We start from the raw sequence: 25,596 nt of genomic DNA on the forward strand, positions 1-25,596 counted from the left end.
GGCCCACCTGGCGGTGAGCCCCTTCGCGTGTGCGCCGGCGCGTGCCCCTGGGGTCAGATCTTGCCGAAGCCGTAGCTCAGGAGCTTCTTCGCGTCCGTCTCGCGCTGGGACGCCGAGGAGGAGGCCAGGACCGTGCCGACGACCGTCTTGCCGTTCCGGGTGGCGGCGAAGACCAGGCAGTACTTGGCCTCCGGGCCCGAACCGGTCTTCACGCCGATCGTGCCGGAGTAGCTGTTGAGCAGCGTGTTGGTGTTGACCCACGGAGCCATCGTGCGGGTGCTGCCCGTCTTGGTGATGGTCTTCGCGGTGTACTTCTTCGTCTTGACGATCGAGCGGAAGGTCGAGTTCTTCAGCGCGCTGCTGGCGAGCTTCGTCAGATCGCGCGGCGTGGAGTAGTTCTTGCCGTTGCCGATGCCGTCGAACGAGTCGAAGTGGGTGTTCTTCAGGCCCAGCTTCTTCGCCTCGGCGTTCATCTTGCCGATGAACGACTTCACCCGCGCCGAACGCGTCGTGCCCGAGCCGAACTTGTCGGCGAGCGCGTAGGCCGCGTCGCAGCCGGACGGCAGCATCAGGCCGTAGAGCAGCTGGCGCACGGTGACCTTGTCGCCCACGATCAGGCGGGCGGAGGAGGCGTTCCTCGAGACGATGTAGTCGCTGTACGCCTTCTGGATCGTCACCTTGCTGTCCAGGTTCAGGTTCTTCTGCGCCAGCACGACCTTCGCGGTCATGATCTTCGTCGTCGAGCCGGTGGAGCGACGCGTGTCGGCGGCCTTGGTGAACAGCGACTTCCCGTTCGCGTTGTTCATCACGTAGCCGCCCTTGGCGACGATCGAGGGAGCCTTCGCGGCGGCCTGCGCCGGCGCCGCGTAAAGAGCCCCGGAGGCGAGCACGGCGCCGGTGGTCACGGCGACGCCGGCGGCTCTGCTGAGGCGGATACCCAAAATGCCGTTCTTCAAGTCAAATACCCCGATTACCGTGAATGGCCCTACTCTGCGGCCCAGTTGAGGAGCGGCCGCATACCGGGGCCGCATGTATCCGACGCACACCTCGGGCGGATGGTTGTGCACCGGCAGGCGCGGATCTCGCAAAACGACAAGAGGAGTACGACAAGAGGAGAACGACAAGAGACCCCGGTCAGGTCCTGGGGTGCCTGACGTCCGCATGGTGAAACGGACGCAAGGACGCGTACGTGTTGTATCTATCCTGTCGGCATGAGCCTGGCCGCCGTGAGACAACCGCCCGCCGCCGAACGCGTCTACACCCACGTCAAACAGGGCGTGCTGGAACGCCGCTACGAGGGCGGCACCCTCCTCACCGAGGGCGAGCTCGCCGAGGCCGTGGGGGTGTCGCGGACCCCTGTGCGCGAGGCGCTGCTGCGGCTGGAGGCCGAGGGGCTGCTCCGGCTCTACCCGAAGAAGGGCGCCCTGGTGCTGCCCGTCTCCGCGCAGGAGATCGCCGACGTCGTCGAGACCCGGCTGCTGGTCGAGGAGCACGCCGCCCGCAAGGCCGTGCCGGCCCCGCCCGGCCTCGTCGAACGGCTCGAGGAACTGCTCGCCCGGCAGAAGGAGCAGGCCGCCGCCGGCGACTTCGCCGCCGCCTCCGTCACCGACCGCTGCTTCCACGCCGAGATCGTGCGCAGCGGCGGCAACGAGATCCTCTCCCGCCTCTACGACCAGCTCCGCGACCGCCAGCTGCGCATGGGCGTCGCCGTGATGCACTCCCACCCCGACCGGATCGCCAAGACCCTCACCGAGCACGAGCAGATCCTGCGCGCGCTGCGCGAGGGCGACGCCGAGGCGGCCGTCGCGGCCGTGCACCGGCATGTGAGCTGGTTCTCCCACCTGGCGCGGGGGGAGGTGCGATGAGCAGCGCCGGTTCCACCGGATCGCTGCCCGGTGATCCCCCCGGCGGCAGGCGCGCCCTCGCGGTGTGGGGCATCGGCGTCTCGGTCTACTTTGTCGCCGTCATCTTCCGCACCTCGCTCGGCGTGGCCGGGCTGGACGCCGCCGACCGCTTCGAGGTCAACGCCTCCGCCCTGTCGACGTTCTCCATCCTGCAGCTGCTGGTGTACGCCGGCATGCAGATACCCGTCGGCCTGCTGGTCGACCGGCTCGGCACCAAGAAGGTGCTGGCCATGGGGTCGGTGCTGTTCACGATCGGTCAGCTCGGCTTCGCGCTCTCCCCGTCGTACGGCATGGCGCTCGCCGCGCGTGCGCTGCTCGGCTGCGGCGACGCCATGACGTTCATCAGCGTGCTGCGGCTGGGCAACCGCTGGTTCCCGGCCCGGCGCGGGCCGCTGGTGGCGCAGCTGGCCGGTCTGGTGGGCATGGCGGGGAACCTGGTCTCCACGCTGGTGCTGTCCCGGCTGCTGCACGGCTTCGGCTGGACCGCGGCGTTCGCGGGCAGCACGCTCGCCGGTGCCGTGGTGTTCGTGCTGACCCTGCTGTTCCTGAAGGACCACCCGGAGGGCCACGAACCGGAGCGCGTCCCGCACCAGGGCGCCGCCTACGTCCGGCGGCAGATCGCCGCCGCCTGGCGGGAGCCGGGGACGCGGCTCGGGCTGTGGGTGCACTTCACCACCCAGTTCCCGGCGATGGTGTTCCTGCTGCTGTGGGGCATGCCGTTCCTGGTCGAGGCGCAGGGGCTGAGCCGGGCGACGGCCGGTGAGCTGCTGACGCTGGTGGTGCTGTCCAACATGGTCGTCGGACTCGTCTACGGGCAGGTCGTGGCCCGGCATCACGCGGCGCGGCTGCCGCTGGCGCTGGGCACGGTCGGGGCGACCGCGCTGCTGTGGGCCGGTGTGCTGGCGTATCCCGGCGACGCGGCGCCGATGTGGCTGCTGGTGGTGCTGTGCACGGTGCTGGGGGCGTGCGGTCCGGCCTCGATGATCGGCTTCGACTTCGCCCGCCCGGCGAACCCGCCCGAGCGGCAGGGCACCGCCTCCGGCATCACCAACATGGGCGGTTTCCTGGCCTCCATGACGACGCTGTTCGCCATCGGGGTGCTGCTGGACGCCACGGGGGACGACTACGTCGTCGCGTTCTCCTCCGTGTTCGTGCTCCAGGCGCTCGGGGTCGGCCAGATTCTGCGGCTGCGGCGGCGTGCCGCGCGGCGGGAGGAGCGGCTGGTGGCGAGCCGGGTGGAGACGGTGCACGTGCCCGCTTGAGGCGGATCCGCCGGCGGCGCGCAGGCGTCCAAGCCTCGTCCTCCCGCCGGCCTCCTGACCCGGGCGGGCCCCGCTCCCGGCAGCTGTGCCGGGAAGGCGGGGCCCTCGGGCCACGGACTCCGGGCTACGGGGTGACCCTGAAGTTGCTCAGGATCGCCGCCGCCAGCTCGGCGTCGCCCTCCGTCTTCACCCGGTCCTGGACCGCCTCCGGTGTCACCCGGCCGCAGGCCAGGCGCACATAGGTCTCCCAGTCGAGGGTGAGGGTGACGGCGGGGCCGAGCGCGGGCGCGGTCTCCAGGGTGCCGCGGCCCTGGATGTCGGTGCGGACCGTGCGCAGGAACTCGACGGGGCCGTGCACGTCGACGACGACGGCGGAGCTACGCGGCGCCTGGGCCTTCTCCGCCACCACGCGCGGCAGCTCCTCCAGCAGCACGTCACGGGCGACGTGCGCGCCGGGGGAGTCCAGGTTGCCCGGGCTGCCCAGCGCCGTGCGCAGGTCCTGCTCGTGCGCCCACACGTCGAAGGCGTGGCGGCGCATCGCCTCCTCCAGCGTCAGCTCCGTGCCCAGCGGGCCGCGCACCTTCGTGCCCGGGTCGCGCGACTCGTTCCGCAGCTGGCGGTTGCGGCGGATGATCGTGTACTCGAGCTCGGCGGTCATCTCCGGCGCCGTGTGGTGGCGGCGGACGTCGACCTGCATCTCCATGTAGCGCTGGTGGTCGGTGGTGACGTGGAACAGGTCCCGCGGCAGCGTGTGGATGGGGCGCGGGTCGCCGAGCATCTCGCAGTCCAGGCCGATGACATGCGAGACGATGTCCCGCACCGACCACCCCGGGCACGGCGTCCTCCGGTTCCAGTCGGCCTCCGGGAGCGGCTGGACCAGCTCGGATATCGCTTCGATGGAATGGGTCCAGGCGTCGGCGTAGGGCTGGAGGGTGGGATGCAGACTCACGGAACTGGGACCCCTCGGCGGTTGGTACACGGGCAGGTGATGGCGGCGTTGCCTGTGGGCGGTGGCTGCACTCGGCGGGTGTCTCGGGAGGCTAAGTTACGCTGCGGAGAGGCACCCCGGCAGTGCTTTCGTGTGACGATCGTAGGCCCGTGGGTACGGGTCGAATGCCAGGACGGTGGTACTGTGCGCGCATCCTTGCTCCAAGTCGCCGTGAACGAGGACGAATCGGTCGAAGCACGCCGGCTTCGGGTCGCGGGGATGGTACGGGATCAGGCGGGAGCCGATCTCGTCGTCCTGCCGGAATTGTGGACCACCGGCGCCTTCGCCTACGAGGCCTTCGGGACCGAGGCGGAACCCCTCGAAGGCCCGACCTACGAGGCCATGGCCAAGGCCGCGCGCGACGCGGGCGTATGGCTGCACGCCGGGTCCATCCCCGAGCGCGACCCGGACGGTCCGCTCTACAACACCTCTCTCGTCTTCTCCCCCTCCGGCGCGCTGGCCGCCGCCTACCGCAAGATCCACCGCTTCGGCTTCGACCAGGGCGAGGCCGTGCTGATGGGGGCGGGCGACGAACTGGTGACGGTGCGTCTGCCGCAGACCACGCTGGGCGTGGCCACCTGTTACGACCTCCGTTTCCCCGAACTCTTCCGCGGTCTCGTGGACGCCGGTGCCGAGACCTTCGTGGTGCCCGCGGGCTGGCCGGAGCGCCGGCGCTCGCACTGGACGCTGCTGGCTCAGGCGCGGGCGGTGGAGAACCAGGCGTTCGTGCTCGCCTGTGGAACGGCCGGGACGCACGCGGGGGTTCCGCAGGCGGGTCACTCGATCGTGGTCGATCCGTGGGGCGAGGTACTGGCACAGGCCGGCCCCGGCGAGGAGGTCCTGACCGTCGACTTCGACCCCGCCACGGTGGCCGGCACCCGCGAACGCTTCCCCGCCCTCAAGGACCGCGTCCTGGGCCTGGAACCCCCCGAGCGCCACTGACCGCAGACACCCCTGGGCCAGGGCTGCTTCCTAGTCGTCCCCCTTCTCCGCGAGGTGCACCACGCACACCGCCACGGCGATCAGCAGCGCCGGGTCGGCGTCCTCCCGTACGACGTCCACGCCGTAGGTGTCCCGGATGGTCAGCCATCTGCGGGAGATCACCGCGAGCAGCTCACCGTCGTACTCGACGGCGAACTCGCGGTCCAGGATCTTGCCGCTGACGTCGAGTTCCGTGCCGTCGACCAGGTACACGCGGTAGTGATTGCGCAGCAGGGAGAGCCGCTTGCGCCGGATGCGGGCCAGCGGCTCGCCGTCCCGCTCGATCACCATGGTGTCGCGCAGCGCCAGCATCTTCTGGTGAATGTCGATCAGCACGCGCCCCTGGGTGTCCTTCAGTTCGAAGGTGTCCCGCAGCCGCATGGCCTTGCCGTCGACGAGGTAGACCTTGTTGCCGCGGTCGTCCTCGATCCAGTAGTCCTCACCGATACCGAGGAGCCGGTCGCGCACCAGAAATCTCATGCACCCAGGGCTTCCCCGCCCCTCACCCCGATTCGCACCCACTAGCCCGACAGGCCCAGCCCACCACTCGCCCCGCCGATCTGAACGTTCCTGCTGCACTCGAACAGGTGAAGCGACCCGCATATGCCAGCCGCAAGCGCCCTGACCGCCCCAGGCTGGCGCCATGGTCACATCGACACACGAGGCCTCCCATCGGCTCTTCCACGACCACCCGGAGGCCCTCGCACCCGTTTTCGAGGCACTGGGCTGCCCCCGCCCTCGAAGGAGGACTTCGGCGCGCTCTCCCCCGACGCCACCGAAGTCCGGCCCCTGGAACGCCGGGTGGACACCGTCCTCGCCTACGAGCCGCCCATGGGGAGCACTTCCTGGTCGCCATCGAGGCGCAGACGAAGAAGGACCCGCAGAAGGCGAAGAGCTGGGCGTACTACGTCGCCTACCTGCAGGCGAAGTACGACCTGCCGGTGCTGCTGGTGCCCGTCTGCCGGGACGCCGGCACGGCGGCCTGGGCGATGGGCCCCTTCGCCTGCACGGCCGGTCCCTGGACCACCCAGGTCACCCGGCCGCTCGTCCTGGGTCCGCAGACCGTCCCGTTCTTCACCGACGAGTCGGCGGTGGCTCAGCGGCCGGCCCTGGCAGCGCTCGCGGCCATCGTGCACAGCGAGGACCGCCGCGTCGAGGCCATACTGGAGACGGTCGCCCGTGGATTCATGTCGTTCACGCCGCACCTCACCGAGTACTGGCTCGAGGTGGTGGAGATCGGCCTCGAGAACACCCCCACGAAGGCGAAATGGAGGACGCTGGTGCGGAACGTCATCACCCACTTCCCCGGACACCGGACGCTGTTCGAGGACACCTACCTGGAAGGCAAGGCGGAGGGCAAAGCAGAGGGCACGGCGCTCGGGGAGGCCAAAGGCGTCCTGCGAGTGCTCGAAGTTCGCGGCATCCCCGTCTCCGACGAGGTCCGTGAGCGGATCGGCTCCTGCACCGACCTCGAGGTCGTGAACGACTGGCTCGACCGGGCCGGGACCGTGCAGCGGGCGGAGGATCTGTTCACGGACGTCTGACAGTCCCCCAAGTTCCGCAAGGCCCCGGCATGCAGGGAGGGCCGGAGCCACACGTGTGCGCGGCTCCGGCCCTCCCTTGCTGCTATGCCGAGGTGATCACGCCCAGGTGATCAGGCGCTTCGGCTGTTCCAGGATGGCGGCCACATCCGCCAGGACCTTGCTGCCCAGTTCGCCGTCGACCAGGCGGTGGTCGAAGGAGAGGGCCAGGGTGGTGACCTGGCGGGGCTTCACCTTGCCCTTGTGGACCCAGGGCTGGGGCTTGATCGCACCGACCGCCAGGATCGCGGACTCGCCGGGGTTGAGGATCGGCGTGCCCGTGTCGACGCCGAAGACGCCGACGTTGGTGATGGTGATCGTGCCGCCCTGCATCGCCGCCGGGGACGTCTTGCCCTCGCGTGCGGTGGACACCAGTTCACCCAGGGCCTCGGCCAGCTGCGGCAGGGTCTTGGCGTGGGCGTCCTTGATGTTCGGCACGATCAGGCCGCGCGGGGTGGCCGCCGCGATGCCCAGGTTGACGTAGTGCTTGACCACGATCTCCTGGGCCGCCTCGTCCCACGAGGCGTTGATGTCGGGGTTCCGCTTGATCGCGACCAGCAGCGCCCTGGCGATCAGCAGCAGGGGGTTCACGCGCAGGCCCGCGAACTCCTTGTCCTGCTTCAGCTTCTCGACCAGCTTCATCGTGCGCGTCACGTCCACCGTCACGAACTCCGTGACATGCGGCGCCGTGAACGCCGAGCCGACCATCGCCGCCGCGGTCGCCTTGCGGACGCCCTTGACGGGGATGCGGGTCTCACGGGCGGCGTCGTACGAGACCGGGGCCGCCTGGGCGGTGGCGGCGGCCGGCGCCGGGGCGGGGGCCTGGGGCTCGGCCTCGGGGACCGCGGTGGCCGCGCTCTTCGCGGCGGACGCCGCGTGGACGTCCTCGCGGGTGATGATGCCGCCGGGGCCGGTCGGGGTGACCGTGGCCAGGTCGACGCCCAGGTCCTTGGCCAGCTTGCGCACGGGCGGCTTGGCCAGCGGGCGCTCCTGGGGAGCCACCGGCTCCGGGGCCGCGGGCGCGGGCGCCGGAGCGGCCGGTGTGTGGCCGTTCAGCTCCGTCTGGACCGCGGCGGCGGCCGGCGACGGGGCGGCCGGCTGCTTGCGGGGGCGGCGGCGCGTGGAGGACGTGGCCACCCCGTAGCCGACCAGCACGGGCTGGCGGCCCGACCCCTCGGACTCGGGCTCCTCGGCGGCGGGCGCGGGCTCCGGCTGCGCGGCAGGCGCGGGCGCCTCCTCGGCCGGGGCGTCCCCGCCGGCGACCTCCACCGCGATGATGGGCGTGCCCACGTCCACCGTGGTGCCCTCGGGGAAGTGCAGGGCGCGGACCACGCCGTCGTAGGGGATGGGCAGTTCGACGGCGGCCTTGGCCGTCTCGACCTCGCAGACCACCTGCCCGTCGGTGACGGTGTCACCGGGCTGGACGTACCACTTGAGGATCTCGGCCTCGGTGAGGCCCTCGCCCACGTCCGGCATCTTGAACTCGCGTACGGGCGCGTTCGTCATCGTCGTCACGACCCTCTCCTCAGTACGCCAGCGAGCGGTCGACGGCATCCAGCACCCGGTCCAGGTCCGGGAGGTAGGTCTCCTCCAGGCGGGCCGGCGGGTACGGGGCGTGGTAGCCGCCCACCCGCAGCACCGGGGCCTCCAGGTGGTAGAAGCAGCGCTCGGTGATGCGGGCGGCGATCTCCGCGCCGGAGCCGAAGAACACCGGGGCCTCGTGGACGACGACCAGACGCCGCGTCTTCTCCACCGACGCCTGGACGGTGTCGAAGTCGATCGGGGAGACCGAGCGCAGGTCCAGCACCTCGAGGTTGCGGCCCTCCTCGGCCGCCGCGTCGGCGACCTCACGGCAGAGCTTCACCATCGGGCCGTAGGCGGCCAGCGTCAGATCGGTGCCCTCGCGCACCACCCGCGCGGTGTGCAGCGGGCCGGGGATGGCCTCGGTGTTGACCTCGGCCTTGTCCCAGTAGCGGCGCTTGGGCTCGAAGAAGATCACCGGGTCGTCGCTCTGGATGGCCTGCTGCATCATCCAGTACGCGTCGGACGCGTCGGACGGGCTGACGATCTTCAGGCCGGCGACGTGCGCGAACAGCGCCTCGGGGGACTCGGAGTGGTGCTCCACCGCGCCGATGCCGCCGCCGTAGGGGATGCGCACGACGACCGGGAGCTTGACCTTGCCCAGCGAGCGCGCGTGCATCTTGGCGAGCTGGGTGACGATCTGGTCGTAGGCGGGGAAGACGAAGCCGTCGAACTGGATCTCCACCACCGGGCGGTAGCCGCGCAGGGCCAGGCCGATCGCGGTGCCGACGATGCCCGACTCGGCGAGCGGGGTGTCGATGACACGGCTCTCCCCGAAGTCCTTCTGCAGGCCGTCGGTCACCCGGAACACGCCGCCGAGCTTGCCGACGTCCTCGCCCATGACGACGACCTTCGGGTCGGTCTCCAGCGCGCGGCGCAGCGACTCGTTGATCGCCTTGGCCAGGGCCATCTTCTCTGCCATGTCACTTACCCCCGTCCGCGTCCGCGAACGACGCCTGATAGGCGGCGAACTGCGCGCGTTCCTCGTCCACCAGCGCGTGTCCGTCCGCGTACACGTTCTCGAAGACGGCGAAGCTGTCCGGGTCCGGCATGGCACGGACGGCTTCGCGTACTCGTCTGCCCAACGCTTCGCTCTCGCTCTCGAGTTCCTCGAAGAACGTGTCGTCCGCGTACTTCTTGGACTCCAGGTAGCGGCGCAGGCGCAGGATCGGGTCCTTGGCCTCCCAGGCCTGGCGCTCCTCGTCGCCGCGGTAGCGGGTCGGGTCGTCGGAGGTGGTGTGGGCGCCCATGCGGTAGGTGAACGCCTCGATCAGCGTCGGGCCCTCACCGGCGCGGGCCCGCTCCAGGGCCCACTTGGTGACGGCCAGGCTCGCCAGGACGTCGTTGCCGTCCACGCGCACGCCCGGGAAGCCGTAGCCCTGTGCGCGCTGGTACAGCGGCACCCGGGACTGCTTCTCGGTCGGCTCGGAGATCGCCCACTGGTTGTTCTGGCAGAAGAACACCACGGGGGCGTTGTAGACCGCGGAGAAGGTGAAGGCCTCTGCCACGTCGCCCTGGCTGGAGGCGCCGTCGCCGAAGTAGGCGATGACCGCGCTGTCCGCGCCGTCCTTGGCCACGCCCATGGCGTAGCCGGTGGCGTGCAGGGTCTGGGAGCCGATGACGATCGTGTAGAGGTGGAAGTTGTTGCTGTTGGGGTCCCACCCGCCGTTGTTCACACCGCGGAACATGCCGAGCAGGTTCGTCGGGTCCACCCCGCGGCACCAGGCGACCCCGTGCTCGCGGTAGGTAGGGAAGACGTAGTCGTCGTCGCGCAGGGCCCGGCCGGAGCCGATCTGGGCGGCCTCCTGGCCGAGCAGCGAGGCCCACAGGCCCAGCTCACCCTGGCGCTGCAGGGAGGTGGCCTCGGCGTCGAAGCGACGGGTGAGCACCATGTCGCGGTACAGGCCGCGGAGCTCTTCCGCCGTGATGTCGGCGACGTACTGGTCGTACTCGGCGTTCTTGACGCGCTTGCCCTCGGGCGTCAGCAGCTGGACGAGAGCCGGCTCGGTGCTCTTCTTGGTGGTGCGGGTGGTGCGCTTGGTGCCGGTGGTGCCGGCCTTGCTCCCGGCGCTGCGTCGCGGTGTGCGCGCGGGAGTGCTCTCCACGGTCACTTGTGCTCCTCCGTCGGTCCGGCCCCCGGGGTTGCCGGTAGGCCAGTGCGGCTCACCTGCTTCTCGACCACCGGGCACGGGGTGGGTGCCACTCGGCCGGGAGCAGGCGTGACAGGTGCCCCGGCGAGCGCCCTGCTCTATGCACCGTACCCAGTGCGGCACATTTCTGTGAAACCCCCTCTGACCTGCGATTTTGCTTGGATTTCCAAGTAAATCGGGTAAGCGGGGAAGGCGCGCTGGTCACAGCCTTGCAGGAGGCCGGAGCAACGGCACGTTATCCCGAGAACCGGGGCACGGGAAGAGCCGACGATCCGTACGGGCGGACACTCCTGGTGACGCTGCGTATACAAATCATACGTTCCGTGACGAGACGCAGGTCACGAGGGGTCCGGAATATGGACACCGCCTTGCGAAATCCCAGCAAACTGTGCGGTGCCTGGAACCGCCGCCCACGACGACACACGGAACCCCCGAACCACCCGGCCGGACGCGGCCGGGCGGGGCTGATCGGATCGAGCTCGGGGTGCGGGGGCGCGGAGGAGCCGGGCGGGACGGGAGCCCCCAGCTCCGGCGGGTCTGAGCGAGCGCACGGTGCCAGGCCCGAAGGCCCGAGCGGCGGACCAGCTCGGCGTGCCGGCCCCGAAGCGCCGGACGGGACGGGAGCCCCCGGCTCGGGCCGGGCGGATCGTTCGGGCGCCCGGTGCCGGACCCGAAGGCCCGCGCGGCGCGGAAGTCCCGCGCTTGGGCGGGGCGGATCGGGCGCAGGGTTCCGGGCCGAGGGCCCGGGCGGCGGACCAGCTCGCGCACCGGACCCGAAAGCCCGTCGAGACGGGAGCCCCGGGCTCCGGCAGGGCGGAGCGAACGCAGGGAGCCGGGCCCGAAGGCCGGGCGAGACAGGGGCATCAGGCTCCGGCCGGGCGGATTTGGGGGCGGGGCCGGGGGGGGGGGGGGGGCGGGGGGCGGGGGCAGCAGCCCCGGACTCGGGCGGGCGGGGCGGATCGGGTACCCGGCCTGAAAGGCCGGGCGGGGCGGGAACCCCGAGCTCCGGCAGCGGTGGAGCGAGCGCACGGTGCCAGGCCCGACGGCCCGGGCGGCGGACCAGCTCGGCGCACCAAACCCGAAGAGCCGGCGGGGCCGGAGCCCCGGGCTCCGGCAGGGCGGAGCGAGCGCAGGATGCCGGAGCCGAAGGGCCGGGCGGCGGATCGGCTCGCGTTGCGAGTCCGAAGAGCCCGGCGGGGCGGGAGCCCCGGACTCGGGCGGGGCGGGAGCCCCGGACTCGGGCGGGGCGGACCGGGCGCACAGTGCCAGGCCCGAAGGCCCAAGCGGCGGACCAGCTCGGCGCACCAAACCCGAAGAGCCGGCGGGGCCGGAGCCCCGGGCTCCGGCAGGATCGGGCGCAGGGTTCCGGGCTGAAGGCCCGCGGGGCGGGTCAGGACTGGGGGCGGCGGGGAGCCGGGGGCGGTGCGGGCTCAGCCGCCCGTTACGCCGCCGTCGGCGACGCCGCCCGCGCCGTTTGCGCCGGCGTTGGCGCCGCCCTCGGTCGTGCCGGCGTCGCCGCCCTCCGTCGTACCGGCGTCGCCGCCCTCGGTGGTGCCCGCGTCGGTCTCGCCCTCGGTGGTGCCCTGGTCGTCGCCCTGCGAGGGCGTCTGAGTGGGCGCCGTGGACGTCGGCGGGGTGCTCGGCTGGTTGGTCTGCGACTGCGTCGGACGCTGGGTGGGCTCCGGATTCGGGACCCACTCGCCGTCGTCACCCGTGCCGGTGCCCGGGTCCGTGCCGGTGTCGGGCTCCTGCTCCGTCTCGTCGTCGCTCGGGGACTCGCTGGTCTTGTCGTCGTTGCTGGTGCTGGACGTGGCCGGCGGCTTGGTCGGGTCGTCGTCGCCGCCCCCGCCGCCGCCGTTGTTCAGCGCCAGCGCGACGCCCGCGGCGACGGCGATCAGCGCCAGCACGGCGAGGATCCACAGCTTGCCGCGGCCGCTGCCCCGGTTGCCGTTGCCGTCGAAGCCGCCGTCGTCGCCGCCGTACCCGCCGGGCATGACGGGCTGCGGGATCGCCGTGGTGCCGGCGGAGTCGGGGTGCCCCAGGACGGTCGTGTTCGCGAAGCCGCCCGCGGGCGTGTGACGGCCCTCGTGCATGTCCACCGGGCCGGTGTTCCAGGTGCCGGTGTGGCCGCCCTTCTCGTAGAGCATCTGCAGCGCGTACTGGACCATGCCGCGCATCTCCTCGGCCGTCTGGAACCGGTCGTCCGGCTCCTTGGCGAGCGAGCGCATCACCAGCCCGTCCAGCTCCGGCGGGCACGCGTCGGAGGCCTCCGAGGGCGGTGTGGGGATGTCCTGCACGTGCTGGTAGACCACCGACAGCGGCGTCTCACCGGTGAACGGCGGGCGCAGCGCCAGCAGTTCGTACATCAGGCAGCCGGTCGCGTACAGGTCGGAGCGGTGGTCGACGGCCTTGCCGAGCGCCTGCTCCGGGGAGAGGTACTGCGGGGTGCCCATCACCATGCCGGTCTGCGTCATCGTCGTGGACGCGCCGTGCAGCGCGCGGGCGATGCCGAAGTCCATCACCTTGACCGCGCCGTTGTTGGTGATGATGACGTTGGCCGGCTTGATGTCCCGGTGCACGATGCCGTGCTGGTGCGAGTAGGCCAGCGCCTCCAGCACGCCCGAGACGATGATCAGCGCCTGCTCCGGGCCCGGCGCCTCGGCGTTCATCAGCAGATCGCGGATGGTGCGGCCCTCGACCAGCTCCATCACGATGTACGGCACGGACTGGCCGCCGATGACGTCCTCGCCGGAGTCGTACACGGCGACGATGGCGTGGTGGTTGAGACCGGCGACCGACTGCGCCTCACGCGTGAAGCGCGCCTTGGCGACCGAGTCCTCGGCGAGGTCGGACTTCAGCAGCTTGACGGCGACGGTGCGCCCGAGGCGCACGTCCTCGGCCGCGTAGACCTCGGCCATGCCGCCCCGGCCTAGTCTGCGGGTCAGCCGGTACCGGCCGTCGCCGACCAGCCCGCCGTTGCCCCAGCTGTCCGGCGCGTCCGACATGCCGCCGCCAGTCGCCTCGGGGTCGGACGGGCCCTGAGCGCGCTGCTGCTGTGCCATCAGTCCTCGCCGTCGTTTCTGCCCGCGGTGCGCGCGGTGTTGTTACGGTCTCCGTCGGCCACGCTACAGCCTCTGCGCAAGGCTCCGGTCCGAGACGGGTCACCGGGAGGGGCACAAGACGGACCGGCCATCAAACCCGGCCACCGTGCCGTCGTGCAAATTCTGTGTACCGGGCGTACGACGCCTGTAACGCTTCCGCGACGCTTCTTTCGCGTACGGTCACGGAACGGGCACCGCGCTTGACGTGTCACAGCCCTGGGGCAGACTTGGCCGGGAATAGCGCATTGGATCTACGACGGAATCTACGACGGAACGGCCACCGACGGCAGCGCCGGAGAGGCTACGGGGGAAGCGGAACATGAGCCAGGACGGCGCACAGAGCCAGAACACGGGGCGGGCGCTCGCCGGCGGACGCTACCAACTCCGGGATCTGCTCGGCCAGGGCGGCATGGCCTCCGTGCACCTCGCCTACGACAGCGTGCTGGACCGTCAGGTCGCCATCAAGACGTTGCACACGGAACTCGGCCGGGAACAGGCCTTCCGTGAGCGCTTCCGCCGCGAGGCGCAGTCGGTGGCGAAACTCACGCACACCAACATCGTCTCGGTCTTCGACACCGGCGAGGACGAGCTCGACGGGATGACGACCCCGTACATCGTCATGGAGTACGTCGAGGGCCGTCCGCTGGGCTCCGTGCTCGACGAGGACATCCGGCAGCAGGGCGCGATGCCCGCCGACAAGGCGCTGAAGATCACCGCCGATGTGCTGGCGGCGCTGGAGATCAGCCACGAGATGGGGCTGGTCCACCGCGACATCAAGCCGGGCAACGTGATGATGACCAGGCGCGGCGTGGTCAAGGTGATGGACTTCGGCATCGCCCGCGCCATGCAGTCCGGTGTGACATCGATGACACAGACCGGCATGGTCGTCGGCACCCCGCAGTACCTCTCGCCGGAGCAGGCGCTGGGCCGGGGCGTGGACGCGCGTTCCGACCTCTACTCGGTCGGCATCATGCTGTTCCAGCTGGTCACCGGTCGGCTGCCGTTCGACGCGGACTCGCCGCTGGCCATCGCCTACGCGCACGTCCAGGAGGAACCGCCGGTTCCGTCCTCCATCAACCGCTCGCTGCCGCCGGCCGTGGACGCGCTGATCGCCCGTGCGCTGAAGAAGAACCCGAACGAGCGGTTCCCGAGCGCCGAGGCCATGCGCACCGAGTGCCTGCGGGTGGCGCAGTCCTTCCACCCGGCCCCGCCGCAGATCGTGCCCGGCGCGCAGACGCCGAGCGGGTCGGGCGTCGGCTCGGCGGTGTTCCCGCCGATCGACCAGTCCACCCCGGCCCCGTCGGGCAACGTCCAGACGCCCTACCAGCCGACCCCGCCGCCGAACCCGTACAACACGCCGTCCGGCACGCCCGCGCCGGCGCCGTCGTACGGCTACCCGCAGCCGGGCGGCTACCAGACGCCTGCTCCGTCCGCGTACTCGCCGCAGCAGGGTCCCTCGACCCCGCCGCCGTACAACATCACGCCGCAGGCCCCGTCCCCCTCCGGCGGCCGCAGCAACAAGCCGGTCCTGATCGGCTCCGCCGTCGTCGCGATCCTCGCCGCGGGCGGCCTGATCGCGGCCCTCCTGATGAACGGCGGCGACAAGGAACCGGAGGGCGGCGGCTCCGCCACGGCCTCGGTGAGCCAGAAACCGGGGTACCGGGGGCCGGACACCTCGAAGACGATCGACAAGGAAGAGTGCACGGATCCCGACGAGTCGTACAACGACCCCGACAAGATCCGTCTCCCGAACTTCAAGTTCAAATACATCAAGTCGGTGAAGGAGTGCTTCCAGGCCGCCGGCTGGAGCGGCCCCAAGATCGTCAACGTGGACGAGAACACCTACGGCGAGGGCTCGGTCCGCGACCAGTTCCCGCCAGCCGGCACCGACGTCGACCCCGACGACATGCCCGAGATCACCCTTAAGGTCTCTACTGGCAACCCGCCGTCCTGAGGGAGCAGTTCAAGACGGCCGAGTGCCGTTCTGATTGACGTGGCCATGCACCCCCCCTTTGCATTGATCTTGACCACCAAATGATCAAGGGGGAAGCATCATGGGTATTCGGCACGCCGGCGCCGCTTTCGCCGCTGCTGCGGCAGCCTTCCTCGTTCCTGTCGCGGCGGGTCCCGCCGCAGCCGGCCCCAGTCGGAGCTGACGTCGACTGCAGCGCCACCGGGGGATACGGACGCGGGACGTGGACCTGGAAGAGCAAGACCGAGCTGACCTCGGTGTCGCTCCGGGCGAAGGACACCAAGGCGGACGGCTACCACCCGGCCATCCGGCTGGTTACGGTCACTTCGGCCGGCAAGGTCAAGTACTGGTCCTGGCACCACGTGTACGGCGGCAAGGGGGTCGGCGGAGACGTGGAACACCTCGGCCAAGGACACCAATGGCATCAAGCGGGCTTCCATCGAGGTGCAGCTCTTCAACGGCAACGAGCCGTTGGCCCTCGGCTGTGGTTCCCGAGGGCCTGCCAACCCGAAGTAGCCCTGTCGGCGCACCCGCCGACGACCCGAGGGCCCCGCAGTTCGCTGCGGGGCCCTCATGGTCTCGAGGTGGGTGCGGCATGCTGCCAGATCGCGCTCAGAGATACGGGCCGCCCGCCCGGCCGCCCTTGTGGTGGGGGTCGTCGTGGTGGTCGGCCAGGCCGGCCGGGAGGGCTCGGCGCATCTGCTCCAGCTGGGCGCGGGCGGCCATCTGCTGGGCGAACAGCGTGGTCTGGATGCCATGGAAGAGGCCCTCCAGCCAGCCCACCAACTGGGCCTGCGCGATGCGCAGTTCCGCGTCGCTCGGCGTCGCCTCGTCCGTGAAGGGCAGGGAGAGCCGCTCCAGTTCCTCGACCAGCTCCGGCGCCAGACCGTCCTCCAGCTCCTTCACCGAGCTGGCGTGGATCTCCTTGAGGCGGTTGCGGCTGGCCTCGTCGAGAGGGGCCGCGCGCACCTCCTCCAGCAGCTGCTTGATCATGCTGCCGATCCGCATGACCTTCGCGGGCTGCTCCACCTGCTCCGTCACCGGGGTCTCGCGGGAGTCCTCGTCTCCGTTGCCGCCGCTGAGCGCCATGCCGTCCTGGCCCACGACCAGGATCTGCGGATTCTCCGGCGACCGTTCGTTCCTCGGCATCTCCATACGGCCATTCTCTCGCACATGGGCCTGTCCCTTCCGTGGTGCCCCTGTGAGGGCCTGATCCACCCCTTTCCGGCGTGCGATGCCGGGCGATTCCGAGAATTGCCGGGAAATGCCGGGTGAGCCGCGTAGATCGATTGGACGCGTCCGGAATGCCGGGATGATTGAGGGATGGGACGCTTGTGGGCGTCCATTCGGCATCTTGCCGGCGGGGTGCACGAGCACCGTCCGGCGCGGGAGGTCACGGTCGTGACTCCATGGCTGCACAGAGCGGGGGCGACGGCGTCGGGGGTCGTCCTGCGGGCGGGGGTCGCCCTGGGGGCGGGGGTGGTGATGGCCGCTGCCGGTGTCGTTCCGCTGAGCGGGGTGGCAGTGGCCCAGGTGAGGGCGCCGGGGGTCCTGGCCGCCGACGAGGGGCCGGGCGGCGGCGGAAGCGGCGGGCGGGGTTCCGGCGACGAGGGGCAGGAGCAGCGGCGCGGGGCCGAGCGGGATGCGGAGTCGTCCGGGGAGCGGTCCGGGCGGGGTGCCGGGGACATCTCCGGCGGCCGGACCGGGTCCGATGCCGCGTCGGGACCCCAGGCGCAGGCGCAGTCGCGGGTACGGTCCGGGAACGGCCCCGATGGGCGGGAGCAGGGTCCTCCGGAGTCCAGGACTGATTCCGTGGCCCGGCCCGGCGTCGCGTCCCGGTCGCCCTCCCCCTCCGGCGACCCCTCGCGGGCCGGAAGCCGTCCGGGTGAGGGCCGGGAGCGGCCCGGGAGGCAGGACGCGGAGAAGGAGGAGACGCCGCGCGAGCGGGAACGCGAGGACCGTGACCGGCGCGAGGCGGAGGAGCCGGACGTCGGCGTCGCGCCCTGGCAGCCGGGCCGCGAAGCCCATCCCGACGCACCGGACAGCCAGGACTTGAAGGCCACCGAGTACGCCGGGACGGTCTCCGGGGCGCCCGGCACGGGTGGGCCGGTGCCCGAGCCGGAGGCGACGGCCTCGACCGAGGCCGCGGTGGCCTCACCCGCCGTCGCCGGTCCCGGTTCCGGCGTCGAGCCCGTGAAGCGGATCGTGCCGCTGGGCAGCGGGCTGGTGCTCATCGGCGTCGGCCTCGGCCTGGCGTTCCTCGGGCTGAGGCTGCGACGCGGCTGAACGGCCGACGCCGGCGCCGGTTCCGGGCTGCTCCAGACCGTCCGTCCTACGGCACGACCAGCAGCACCTTGCCGACGTGGCCGCTCTCCTCGAGCACCCGGTGCGCCTCGGCCGCCTCCGGCATCGGAATCTCACGGTCGATCACGGGACGGACATGCCCGCCGCTGATCAGCGGCCACACATGCTCCCGAACGGCCGCCACGATCGCCGCCTTCTCCTGCACCGGCCGGGCGCGCAGCGAGGCCGCGGTGATCGCCGCGCGCTTGGCGAGGAGCGCGCCGATGTTCAGCTCGCCCTTGACACCGCCCTGCATCCCGATGATCGCCAGCCGCCCGTTGACGGCGAGCGCCTTGACGTTGCGGTCCAGGTACTTGGCGCCCATGTTGTCGAGGATGACGTCCGCGCCGTTGCCGGCGGTCGCCTGCCGGATCTCCTCGACGAAGTCCTGCTCCCGGTAGTTGATCAGGATGTCGGCGCCCAGCTCGGCGCAGCGCTCCAGCTTCTCCTTGGTGCCCGCGGTGACGGCGACCTTGGCGCCCACGGCCTTCGCCAGCTGGATCGCCATGGTGCCGATGCCGCTGGACCCGCCGTGCACCAGCAGCGTCTCGCCGGGCCGCAGGTGGGCGATCATGAAGACGTTGGACCAGACCGTGCAGACGACCTCGGGCAGCGCGGCGGCCTGCTTGACGTCGAGGCCCTCGGGGACGGGCAGCAGCTGCCCGGCGGGGACGACGACCTTCTCGGCGTAGCCGCCGCCGGAGAGCAGCGCGCACACCTCGTCGCCGACGGCCCAGCCGCCCACGCCCGGGCCGAGCGCCGCGATCCGCCCGGAGCACTCCAGGCCGGGGTAGGGGGAGGCACCGGGCGGCGGGTCGTAGTGGCCCTGCCGCTGCAGGACGTCGGCGCGGTTGACGGCCCCGGCCACCACCTCGACCAGCACTTCGCCCTCACCGGGCACCGGATCGGGCACCTCGTCCCACACCAGCACTTCGGGCCCGCCGGGTTCGGTAATCGTGATCGCATGCATGAGGGGGACGCTACTCCTGCCCGCCCTTCTCCTCGGTGAGCCCTCCGTCTCCTCCGTGCCGTCCTGCGTCCCCGTCTGCTCCGTCTCCTCCGTCTCCTCCGTCTCCTCCGTGCGTCCTGCGCCCCCGTCTCCTCCGCCTCCTCCGAGCACCCTGCGTCCCCGTTCCCCTGAAATCCGGATACGCGAGCGATGAGTTTGCGCAACCGTGAAGGTCTGTCCATGCGTAGCCCAGCACGCGGAAGGACCCGGAGCATGAGCAAGCAGACGTCCGGCCTGGCGATCGAGACCGCCGGCCTGGTGAAGACCTTCGGTGAGACCCGGGCCGTGGACGGCGTCGATCTCGCCGTACCGGCCGGCACGGTGTACGGGGTCCTCGGCCCGAACGGGGCCGGCAAGACCACCACCGTGAAGATGCTCGCCACGCTGCTGCGCCCGGACGGCGGCGAGGCCCATGTCTTCGGGCACGACGTCGTACGCGAGGCCGACGAGGTACGCGGCAGGGTGAGCCTCACCGGCCAGTACGCCTCGGTGGACGAGGACCTCACCGGCACCGAGAACCTGGTGCTGCTGGCCCGGCTCCTCGGTCACGGCAAGGCCGCCGCCCGCACCCGCGCCGCCCAGTTGCTGGAGGCCTTCGGCCTCACGGAGGCGGCCGGCAAGCAGGTGAAGCACTACTCGGGCGGCATGCGGCGCCGTATCGACATCGCCGCGTCCATCCTCAACACCCCCGACCTGCTGTTCCTGGACGAGCCGACGACCGGTCTGGACCCGCGCAGCCGCAACCAGGTGTGGGACATCGTGCGCGCGGTGGTCGCCCAGGGCACCACGGTGCTGCTGACCACGCAGTACCTGGACGAGGCCGACCAGCTGGCCTCCCGGATCGCGGTCATCGACCACGGCAAGGTGATCGCCGAGGGCACCAAGGGCGAGCTGAAGGCGTCCGTCGGCGCCGGATCCGTCCATCTGCGGCTACGGGACCCGGACCAACGGGTGCAGGCGGCCGACCTGCTGCGCCGCGCCCTGGACGCGCAGGTGCAGGCCGAGCCCGACCCGGTGGCGCTGACCGCCCGGCTCTCGGCGGCCGCCGGCCAGGACACCGCCGCCGAGCAGGCCGCCCGGGCGCTGAACGAGCTGGCCGCCGCCGGCATCACCGTCGACAACTTCTCGCTGGGCCAGCCCAGCCTGGACGAGGTGTTCCTCGCCCTCACCGGACACGACACCCACACGCCGGACTCGACAGCATCCGGCGCAGCATCCGGCTCCCACGACGCGAAGGACGAGGTGGCGGCATGAGCACCGCGACGACCGCCGAGAGCACCGGACTCGCCCCGGTCCGCACCGACTCCCTCGCCGAGCTGCTGGTCGCCAAGGAGCGCCCGCCCCGGCCCAGCGCCTGGCAGGCCTCGCTCACCTTCGGCTGGCGGGCGATGCTGAAGATCAAGCATGTGCCGGAGCAGCTCTTCGACGTCACCGCCTTCCCGATCATGCTGGTGCTGATGTACACGTACCTGTTCGGCGGGGCGCTGGCGGGATCGCCGAGGGAGTACATCCAGTTCCTGCTGCCGGGCATCCTGGTGATGTCGGTCGTGATGATCACGATGTACACCGGTGTCTCGGTCAACACGGACATCGAGAAGGGCGTCTTCGACCGCTTCCGCAGCCTGCCGATCTGGCGGCCGTCGACCATGGTCGGCTATCTGCTGGGTGACGCCCTGCGCTACACCCTGGCGTCCGTGGTGATGCTCACCGTCGGCCTGATCCTGGGCTTCCGCCCGGACGGCGGGGTCGGCGGCGTGGTCGCCGGGGTCGCGCTGCTGGTGGTGTTCTCGTTCGCCTTCTCGTGGATCTGGACCATGTTCGGTCTGCTGCTGCGCACCGAGAAGTCGGTGATGGGCGTCAGCATGATGGTGATCTTCCCGCTGACGTTCCTGTCCAACGTCTTCGTCGACCCGAGCACCATGCCGGGCTGGCTGCAGGCCTTCGTCAACAACAGCCCCGTCACCCACCTCGCCTCGGCCGTCCGGGGCCTGATGGCCGGCGACTGGCCCGCCGACGAGATCGCCTGGTCCCTGGGCTGGTCGGCCCTGTTCGTCCTGGTCTTCGGCCCGGTCACCATGCGGCTGTACAACCGCAAGTAGGACCTGGGGCTTTCGGCCTCGGCATCAGACCCGAGTCCTTCGTCCTCGGCGACGCTTCGGAGCGTTGCCGGGGACGAACGGCTTTCACGGCCGGGGGAGCGGGCGGATGTCCGGGGTGACCTGGGTGACCGGGGTCGCCCGGACGATGGTGATGAGGCGGTCGGTCAGCTGGACCGTGCCGACGTCCGGGTCGTCGTAGCCGAGGACACGGTGGCCGCGGACCACGCTCACCACCAGGTCGTCGAGTTCGCGGGGCGTCTTGCCCACCTCGGCCTTTATCGCCGGGCGTTCGACGATGTCGAGTCCGCTGCCCTGCTGGATGAGGTCCTCCATCACCATGCCGGCCGCGGGGCTGAGCACGGACAGGCCGAGCAGCCGGCCGGCCGCGCTGGCGCTGGTGATGACCGCGTCCGCGCCCGACTGCTTCAGCAGCGGCGCGTTCTCCTCCTCCCGCACCGCGGCCACGATCTTCGCGTTGCGGTTGAGCTGGCGGGCCGTCAGTGTCACCAGCACGGCGGTGTCGTCGCGCTGGGTGGCGATGATGACCTGCTTGGCCCGGAACACCTCGGCACGCTTGAGGACCTCGCTGCGGGTGGCGTCCCCGACGACTCCCGCGAAGCCGTCGGCCGTGGCGGCGTCGATCGCCTTGTTGCTGGGGTCGACCACCACGACCTGCTCCTTGCGGAGCCCCGTCGCGCAGACGGTCTTGATCGCCGACCTGCCCTTGGTGCCGTATCCGACGACGACGGTGTGATCGCGCAACGTGGACCTCCAGCGGTTCAGTCGCCACTCCTCACGGGTGCGCTCGGTGAGCGCCTCAAGGGTGGTGCCGACCAGGATGATCAGGAACAGCACGCGCAGCGGCGTGATGACGAAGATGTTGGTGAGCCGGGCCGCGTCGCTCACCGGGGTGATGTCGCCGTATCCGGTGGTGGAGAGCGTGACGGTCGCGTAGTAGAAGCAGTCGAGCAGATCGAGGCTTCCGTCGGCGTTGTCGTCGTAGCCGTCCCGGTCGGCGTAGACGACGAAGGCGGTCACCACGAGCACCAGCAGGGCCATCAGCAGGCGCTTGCCGACCTGGCGGATGGGATGCTCCACCATCTTCCTGGGGAGCGTCACCCGGTGGGTCACCAGGTGTTCGTCCGCCTGGCGTGCGATGACGTCCTGACCCGGAAGTTTCACGTGAAACACACCCCGATTCCTCCGGCCGCCCACGGCAGGTCGAGCATGGCGGCCTCCTGGCCCGGCCGTGCACCGCCCGGCGGTACCACGGCGAGCGCGTCCGCCGCCGCGATGCCCCGCAGCATGGCCGGTCCGTTGTACAGCAGGGGCATCGCGTGGTCGTCGCGCAGCGCCACGGGGATCAGCCGGGTGTGGTCCGGGTGCCCCTGCACACCGTCCCGCAGCGGCAGCGCATACGGCTCGGGAGCGGGCCGTGCCGCCAGGGTGCGCAGCAGCGGCTCGGCGAGGGTGAGCAGCCCGGACACGGCGGCCAGCGGATTGCCGGGCAGCCCGACCAGATGCTGGTCCTCCTTGATGCGGGCCAGCAGCATGGGGTGGCCGGGACGCACCCGCACTCCGTCCACCAGCAGCTCGGCGCCGATGCGGCGCAGCGTGGGGTGGACGTGGTCGACGGGCCCGGAGGCGGTGCCGCCGGTGGTGACGACGACCTCGGCGCCGGAGGCCGTGATCGCCTCGTGCAGGGCGTCCTCGTCGTCGGGGACCCGGCGGATCCCGGTGACCTCGGCGCCCAGGGCGCGCAGCCAGGACGGCAGCATCGGTCCGAGCGCGTCCCGGATCAGCCCCTCGTGCGGGAGGCCCTCGGAGAGCAGTTCGTCGCCGAGCACGAAGACGTCGGCGCGGGGCCGGGGCACCGTGGCGAGGGTGTCGTAGCCGGCTGCCGCGGCGAGTCCGATCACGGCCGGGGTCACCACCGTCCCGGCGGGCAGCAGGTGGTCGCCGTCGCGGCACTCCTGGCCCCGGGGACGGATGTCCTGGCCGTGCGAGACGGTGTTCTGTGCCTGGGACGCGGCGACATGCAGCCGGCCCTTGTCGTCGAGGCGGCCGTGCTCGGTGCGCAGCACGGCGGTGGTGTCCGGCGGGATGCGGGCACCGGTGGCGATGCGCACGGCCTCGCCGTCGGTGAGCGGTGCGTGCGCGGTGTGCCCGGCGAGGACGCCCTTCTCCCGTACGTCCCAGGGTCCGGGGCCGGAGACCGCCCAGCCGTCCATCGCCGAGGTGTCGAAGGAGGGCAGGTCGGTGAGGGCGGTGAGGGGCGCGGCGAGGGTGAGGCCCAGCGCCTCGGCGACGGGCACCTGGACGGGGCCCCGGCGGGCTGTGCGGCGGCCCGCCAGCTCGGCCGCGGTCCTGGCGTCGGACCAGTCGGCGGCGTGCCGGTGCCGGGCGTCGCCGTGGCCCGCGCCCGGCGAGGTGCCCGGGGACTGAGGGGTGGCCGTGCGGCGGTTGTCGTTCACGAGGGCGAGCGCCTCCTCGACGTCGAGGTCATCGGCGTCCTCGTCGGCCCGGCCGGGGTGCGTGTTCATCTCGCGTCCGTGCGGGTGTCGGGGGTGGCGTCCGGGGCGGCATCCCCGGCGGGGGCGCCTCCCATGGGTGCGGGCGGGGTGCCGTCCGCCGTGGTCTCGTCGGCCCAGCGGGCGGCGAGGGCGGCGGCCCTGCGGGCGGCGTCGGCGACGGCCTCGCGGTCACCGCCCGCCCTGGCCGCGGCGTACCCGACCAGGAAGGTGGTCAGCGGTGCCGCCGGCCGCGCGACACCGTGGGCGGCGTCGCGGGCGAGGTCGAGCAGCACCCCGGTGTCGACGTCCAGGTCGATGCCCAGCTCGTCCTTGACTGCGGAGATCCATTCATCCAGCACGTGCCCATGCTCCCTGATGCGTGCCCTGGCGGTGGCGATGTCGTCCCAGGTGTCGCAGTCGAAGGACGCCACCGGGCCGGTGAGTCGGGTGAGGTCGAGCCGGGCGGTCAGCCGGCGCAGCGGCAGCCCGGTCAGGGCGCCGTGCGCGGAGACGAGCGCATACAGTTCGCGGCGCAGCGCGGACGTCCGGTACGCGGCCACCAGCGGCTGCTCCCGGCCGCCCTCGTCGGTGAGCTGGACGCCGTCGGCACCGGTGCCGCGCAGCGCGGCGAGCAGCTCCTGCACGGTGCGGGCGTCGAGGAACGGCAGGTCGGCGGAGAGCAGCAGGGCGTGCTCCGCCGTGGTGTGCCCGAGGCCGGCCTCCAGCGCGGCGAGCGGTCCGCCGCCCGGCGGCTCCTCGCGCGCCCAGACGACGGGCCGCGCGGTGGGCCGGGGGTCGGCGACGACCACGGTGGTCCGGGCGCCGGCGCAGGCGGTGAGCACCCGGTCGAGCAGCGTCCGGCCGCCGACCCGCACGGCGGGCTTGTCCGCCCCGCCGAGCCGGCGCGCGGCCCCGCCGGCGAGCACGACGGCGTCGTAGGCGGGCACGCCGCCGCCCGGACCGCCCGGGTGCTCCAGTTCGCTCACACCCCCGAGTATGCGCGGCCCCCGCGATCACAGGGAACGCGGGGGCAGGCACCCGGCCGCGCGGCGGACCGGGACCGATCAGGGACGGCCTGCCGTCACAAGGTGCGCAGCAGAACCGCCGGCTGCTCCACGCAGTCGGCCACGTACCGCAGGAAACCGCCCGCGGTGCCGCCGTCGCACACCCGGTGGTCGAAGGTGAGCGAGAGCTGCACCACCTGACGCACGGCCAGCTCGCCCTCGTGCACCCACGGCTTGGGGACGATGCGGCCGACGCCGAGCATCGCGGCCTCGGGGTGGTTGATGATCGGGGTGGAGCCGTCGACGCCGAACACGCCGTAGTTGTTCAGCGTGAAGGTGCCGCCGGTGAGCTCCGCGGGCGTGAGGGTCCCGGCGCGGGCCGCCTCGGTGAGCCGGGCGAACTCGGCGGTGAGCGACTCCGCGTCCCGCCGGTGCGCGTCCCGGACCACAGGGACGACCAGTCCCCGGTCGGTCTGCGCGGCGAACCCGAGGTGCACCTCCGGGTAGCGGACGATCTCCCTGGTCCCGGTGTCGACCGAGGAGTTCAGCTCGGGGAAGCGGGCCAGGGCGGCGGTGCAGATCCGGGCCAGCAGGGCCAGCACGGAGATCTTCGGGCCGCCGGCGGCGTTCATCGCGGCGCGGGTGCGCATCAGCTCGGTGGCGTCCGCGTCCACCCAGCAGGTGGCGTCCGGGATCTCGCTGCGGCTGCGGGAGAGCTTGTCGGCGACGGCACCGCGGATGCCCTTGAGCGGGATGCGGGTGACGCCCGCCGGGATGCCCTGAGCCGTGCCGGCGGGGGCCGGGGCGGACGGCTGCGCCGCGGGGGCGGGCCGCTCCTGAGCGGCGCCGTGGGCGGAGGCGGCGCGCAGCGCGTTCTCCACGTCCGCGCGCATGATCAGCCCGTCGGGTCCGGAGCCGGTCATCTTGCGCAGGTCCAGGCCGTTCTGCCGGGCCAGCCTGCGCACCAGCGGGGAGATCACCGGGACGGGACCGTCCACGGGCTCCCGCCGGGCGGCGGTCCTGCCGGACGCCGGTCCGCTGCCCGCGGGCTGCGCCGGGGCGGCCGGCGCGAGCAGCCCCCGCCGCGAGGCTCCCGCGAGCTGCTCACC

21 protein-coding genes are annotated in these 25,596 nt (G+C 71.9%); 8 read left to right on the plus strand and 13 right to left on the minus strand.

The annotated features are described in order from the left end of the window. Positions 1 to 53 precede the first annotated feature (53 nt). Positions 54 to 956, minus strand: coding sequence for a D-alanyl-D-alanine carboxypeptidase family protein (locus ABD207_RS08440; RefSeq protein WP_344011277.1), 903 nt, complete (start codon positions 954 to 956; stop codon positions 54 to 56). A gap of 255 nt (positions 957 to 1,211) precedes the next feature. Between ABD207_RS08440 and ABD207_RS08445 the strand changes: the two genes are divergently transcribed. Together ABD207_RS08445 and ABD207_RS08450 are read left to right on the plus strand one after the other, a co-directional pair. Beyond that, a complete protein-coding gene (locus ABD207_RS08445) occupies positions 1,212 to 1,865 on the plus strand; it encodes a GntR family transcriptional regulator (RefSeq protein WP_344011279.1) in 654 nt (217 codons plus the stop codon). After that, a complete protein-coding gene (locus ABD207_RS08450) occupies positions 1,862 to 3,166 on the plus strand; it encodes an MFS transporter (RefSeq protein ID WP_344011280.1) in 1,305 nt (434 codons plus the stop codon). Before ABD207_RS08445 ends, ABD207_RS08450 begins: the two co-directional genes overlap by 4 nt. 124 nt (positions 3,167 to 3,290) lie before the next feature. On the opposite strand, the gene ABD207_RS08455 is transcribed toward ABD207_RS08450, so the two are convergent. After that, positions 3,291 to 4,115 (minus strand): maleylpyruvate isomerase family mycothiol-dependent enzyme, encoded by an 825-nt coding sequence (locus ABD207_RS08455; protein ID WP_344011281.1) that lies wholly within the window; start codon positions 4,113 to 4,115, stop codon positions 3,291 to 3,293. A gap of 183 nt (positions 4,116 to 4,298) precedes the next feature. Here ABD207_RS08455 and ABD207_RS08460 point away from each other — a divergent pair, with 183 nt between their 5' ends. Further along, the gene (locus ABD207_RS08460) at positions 4,299 to 5,096 is read left to right on the plus strand and encodes a carbon-nitrogen family hydrolase (RefSeq protein ID WP_344011282.1); all 798 of its coding nucleotides are present in this window, start codon (positions 4,299 to 4,301) and stop codon (positions 5,094 to 5,096) included. A 30-nt stretch (positions 5,097 to 5,126) separates the two neighbouring features. On the opposite strand, the gene ABD207_RS08465 is transcribed toward ABD207_RS08460, so the two are convergent. Next, positions 5,127 to 5,615: an LURP-one-related/scramblase family protein gene (locus ABD207_RS08465; RefSeq protein WP_344011284.1), complete on the minus strand. Its 489-nt coding sequence runs from the start codon at positions 5,613 to 5,615 to the stop codon at positions 5,127 to 5,129. A 461-nt stretch (positions 5,616 to 6,076) separates the two neighbouring features. On the opposite strand from ABD207_RS08465, the gene ABD207_RS08470 reads away from it, so the two are divergent. Next, complete coding sequence (locus tag ABD207_RS08470; RefSeq protein WP_344011285.1) at positions 6,077 to 6,679, plus strand: RpnC/YadD family protein; 603 nt, start codon at positions 6,077 to 6,079, stop codon at positions 6,677 to 6,679. Between the two features lie 96 nt (positions 6,680 to 6,775). On the opposite strand, the gene ABD207_RS08475 is transcribed toward ABD207_RS08470, so the two are convergent. The 4 genes from ABD207_RS08475 to ABD207_RS08490 all read right to left on the minus strand — a co-directional run bounded on the left by ABD207_RS08475 (position 6,776) and on the right by ABD207_RS08490 (position 13,508). Continuing rightward, positions 6,776 to 8,230, minus strand: coding sequence for a dihydrolipoamide acetyltransferase family protein (locus ABD207_RS08475; protein ID WP_344011286.1), 1,455 nt, complete (start codon positions 8,228 to 8,230; stop codon positions 6,776 to 6,778). A 10-nt stretch (positions 8,231 to 8,240) separates the two neighbouring features. Next, on the minus strand, positions 8,241 to 9,218 hold the full coding sequence (locus ABD207_RS08480; protein ID WP_344007034.1) for an alpha-ketoacid dehydrogenase subunit beta: 978 nt from the start codon (positions 9,216 to 9,218) through the stop codon (positions 8,241 to 8,243). 1 nt (position 9,219) lies between these two features. Beyond that, positions 9,220 to 10,407, minus strand: coding sequence for a pyruvate dehydrogenase (acetyl-transferring) E1 component subunit alpha (gene pdhA / locus ABD207_RS08485; protein WP_344011288.1), 1,188 nt, complete (start codon positions 10,405 to 10,407; stop codon positions 9,220 to 9,222). A gap of 1,469 nt (positions 10,408 to 11,876) precedes the next feature. Then, a complete protein-coding gene (locus tag ABD207_RS08490) occupies positions 11,877 to 13,508 on the minus strand; it encodes a protein kinase domain-containing protein (RefSeq protein WP_344011290.1) in 1,632 nt (543 codons plus the stop codon). Positions 13,509 to 13,866: 358 nt separating this feature from the next. On the opposite strand from ABD207_RS08490, the gene ABD207_RS08495 reads away from it, so the two are divergent. Continuing rightward, the gene (locus ABD207_RS08495) at positions 13,867 to 15,501 is read left to right on the plus strand and encodes a protein kinase domain-containing protein (protein WP_344011293.1); all 1,635 of its coding nucleotides are present in this window, start codon (positions 13,867 to 13,869) and stop codon (positions 15,499 to 15,501) included. Positions 15,502 to 16,131: 630 nt separating this feature from the next. Here ABD207_RS08495 and ABD207_RS08500 read toward each other — a convergent pair. Next, complete coding sequence (locus tag ABD207_RS08500) at positions 16,132 to 16,674, minus strand: bacterial proteasome activator family protein (protein ID WP_344007030.1); 543 nt, start codon at positions 16,672 to 16,674, stop codon at positions 16,132 to 16,134. Positions 16,675 to 16,920: 246 nt separating this feature from the next. On the opposite strand from ABD207_RS08500, the gene ABD207_RS08505 reads away from it, so the two are divergent. After that, a complete protein-coding gene (locus ABD207_RS08505) occupies positions 16,921 to 17,805 on the plus strand; it encodes a hypothetical protein (protein ID WP_344011295.1) in 885 nt (294 codons plus the stop codon). Positions 17,806 to 17,851: 46 nt separating this feature from the next. On the opposite strand, the gene ABD207_RS08510 is transcribed toward ABD207_RS08505, so the two are convergent. Further along, positions 17,852 to 18,832, minus strand: coding sequence for an NAD(P)H-quinone oxidoreductase (locus tag ABD207_RS08510; RefSeq protein ID WP_344011296.1), 981 nt, complete (start codon positions 18,830 to 18,832; stop codon positions 17,852 to 17,854). A 252-nt stretch (positions 18,833 to 19,084) separates the two neighbouring features. Here ABD207_RS08510 and ABD207_RS08515 point away from each other — a divergent pair, with 252 nt between their 5' ends. Beyond that, positions 19,085 to 20,125 (plus strand): ATP-binding cassette domain-containing protein, encoded by a 1,041-nt coding sequence (locus ABD207_RS08515; protein WP_344011298.1) that lies wholly within the window; start codon positions 19,085 to 19,087, stop codon positions 20,123 to 20,125. Next, positions 20,122 to 20,970 (plus strand): ABC transporter permease, encoded by an 849-nt coding sequence (locus ABD207_RS08520; protein WP_344011300.1) that lies wholly within the window; start codon positions 20,122 to 20,124, stop codon positions 20,968 to 20,970. Before ABD207_RS08515 ends, ABD207_RS08520 begins: the two co-directional genes overlap by 4 nt. 84 nt (positions 20,971 to 21,054) lie before the next feature. On the opposite strand, the gene ABD207_RS08525 is transcribed toward ABD207_RS08520, so the two are convergent. From ABD207_RS08525 to ABD207_RS08540, 4 genes are all read right to left on the minus strand, one after another. After that, on the minus strand, positions 21,055 to 22,152 hold the full coding sequence (locus ABD207_RS08525) for a potassium channel family protein (RefSeq protein WP_344011302.1): 1,098 nt from the start codon (positions 22,150 to 22,152) through the stop codon (positions 21,055 to 21,057). Then, positions 22,149 to 23,513 (minus strand): molybdopterin molybdotransferase MoeA, encoded by a 1,365-nt coding sequence (locus ABD207_RS08530; protein WP_344011304.1) that lies wholly within the window; start codon positions 23,511 to 23,513, stop codon positions 22,149 to 22,151. The genes ABD207_RS08525 and ABD207_RS08530 overlap by 4 nt, the downstream gene beginning before the upstream one ends. Beyond that, positions 23,510 to 24,469 carry an NTP transferase domain-containing protein gene (locus ABD207_RS08535; protein WP_344011306.1) on the minus strand — a complete coding sequence of 320 codons (960 nt, stop codon included), beginning with the start codon at positions 24,467 to 24,469 and terminating at the stop codon, positions 23,510 to 23,512. The genes ABD207_RS08530 and ABD207_RS08535 overlap by 4 nt, the downstream gene beginning before the upstream one ends. A 95-nt stretch (positions 24,470 to 24,564) precedes the next feature. Further along, positions 24,565 to 25,596, minus strand: a 1,032-nt coding sequence (locus ABD207_RS08540) for a dihydrolipoamide acetyltransferase family protein (protein WP_344011308.1), incomplete at its 5' end; no start/stop codon positions are given.

Source organism: Streptomyces thermospinosisporus, assembly GCF_039526425.1.
Classification (GTDB): Bacteria; Actinomycetota; Actinomycetes; order Streptomycetales; family Streptomycetaceae; genus Streptomyces; species Streptomyces thermocarboxydovorans.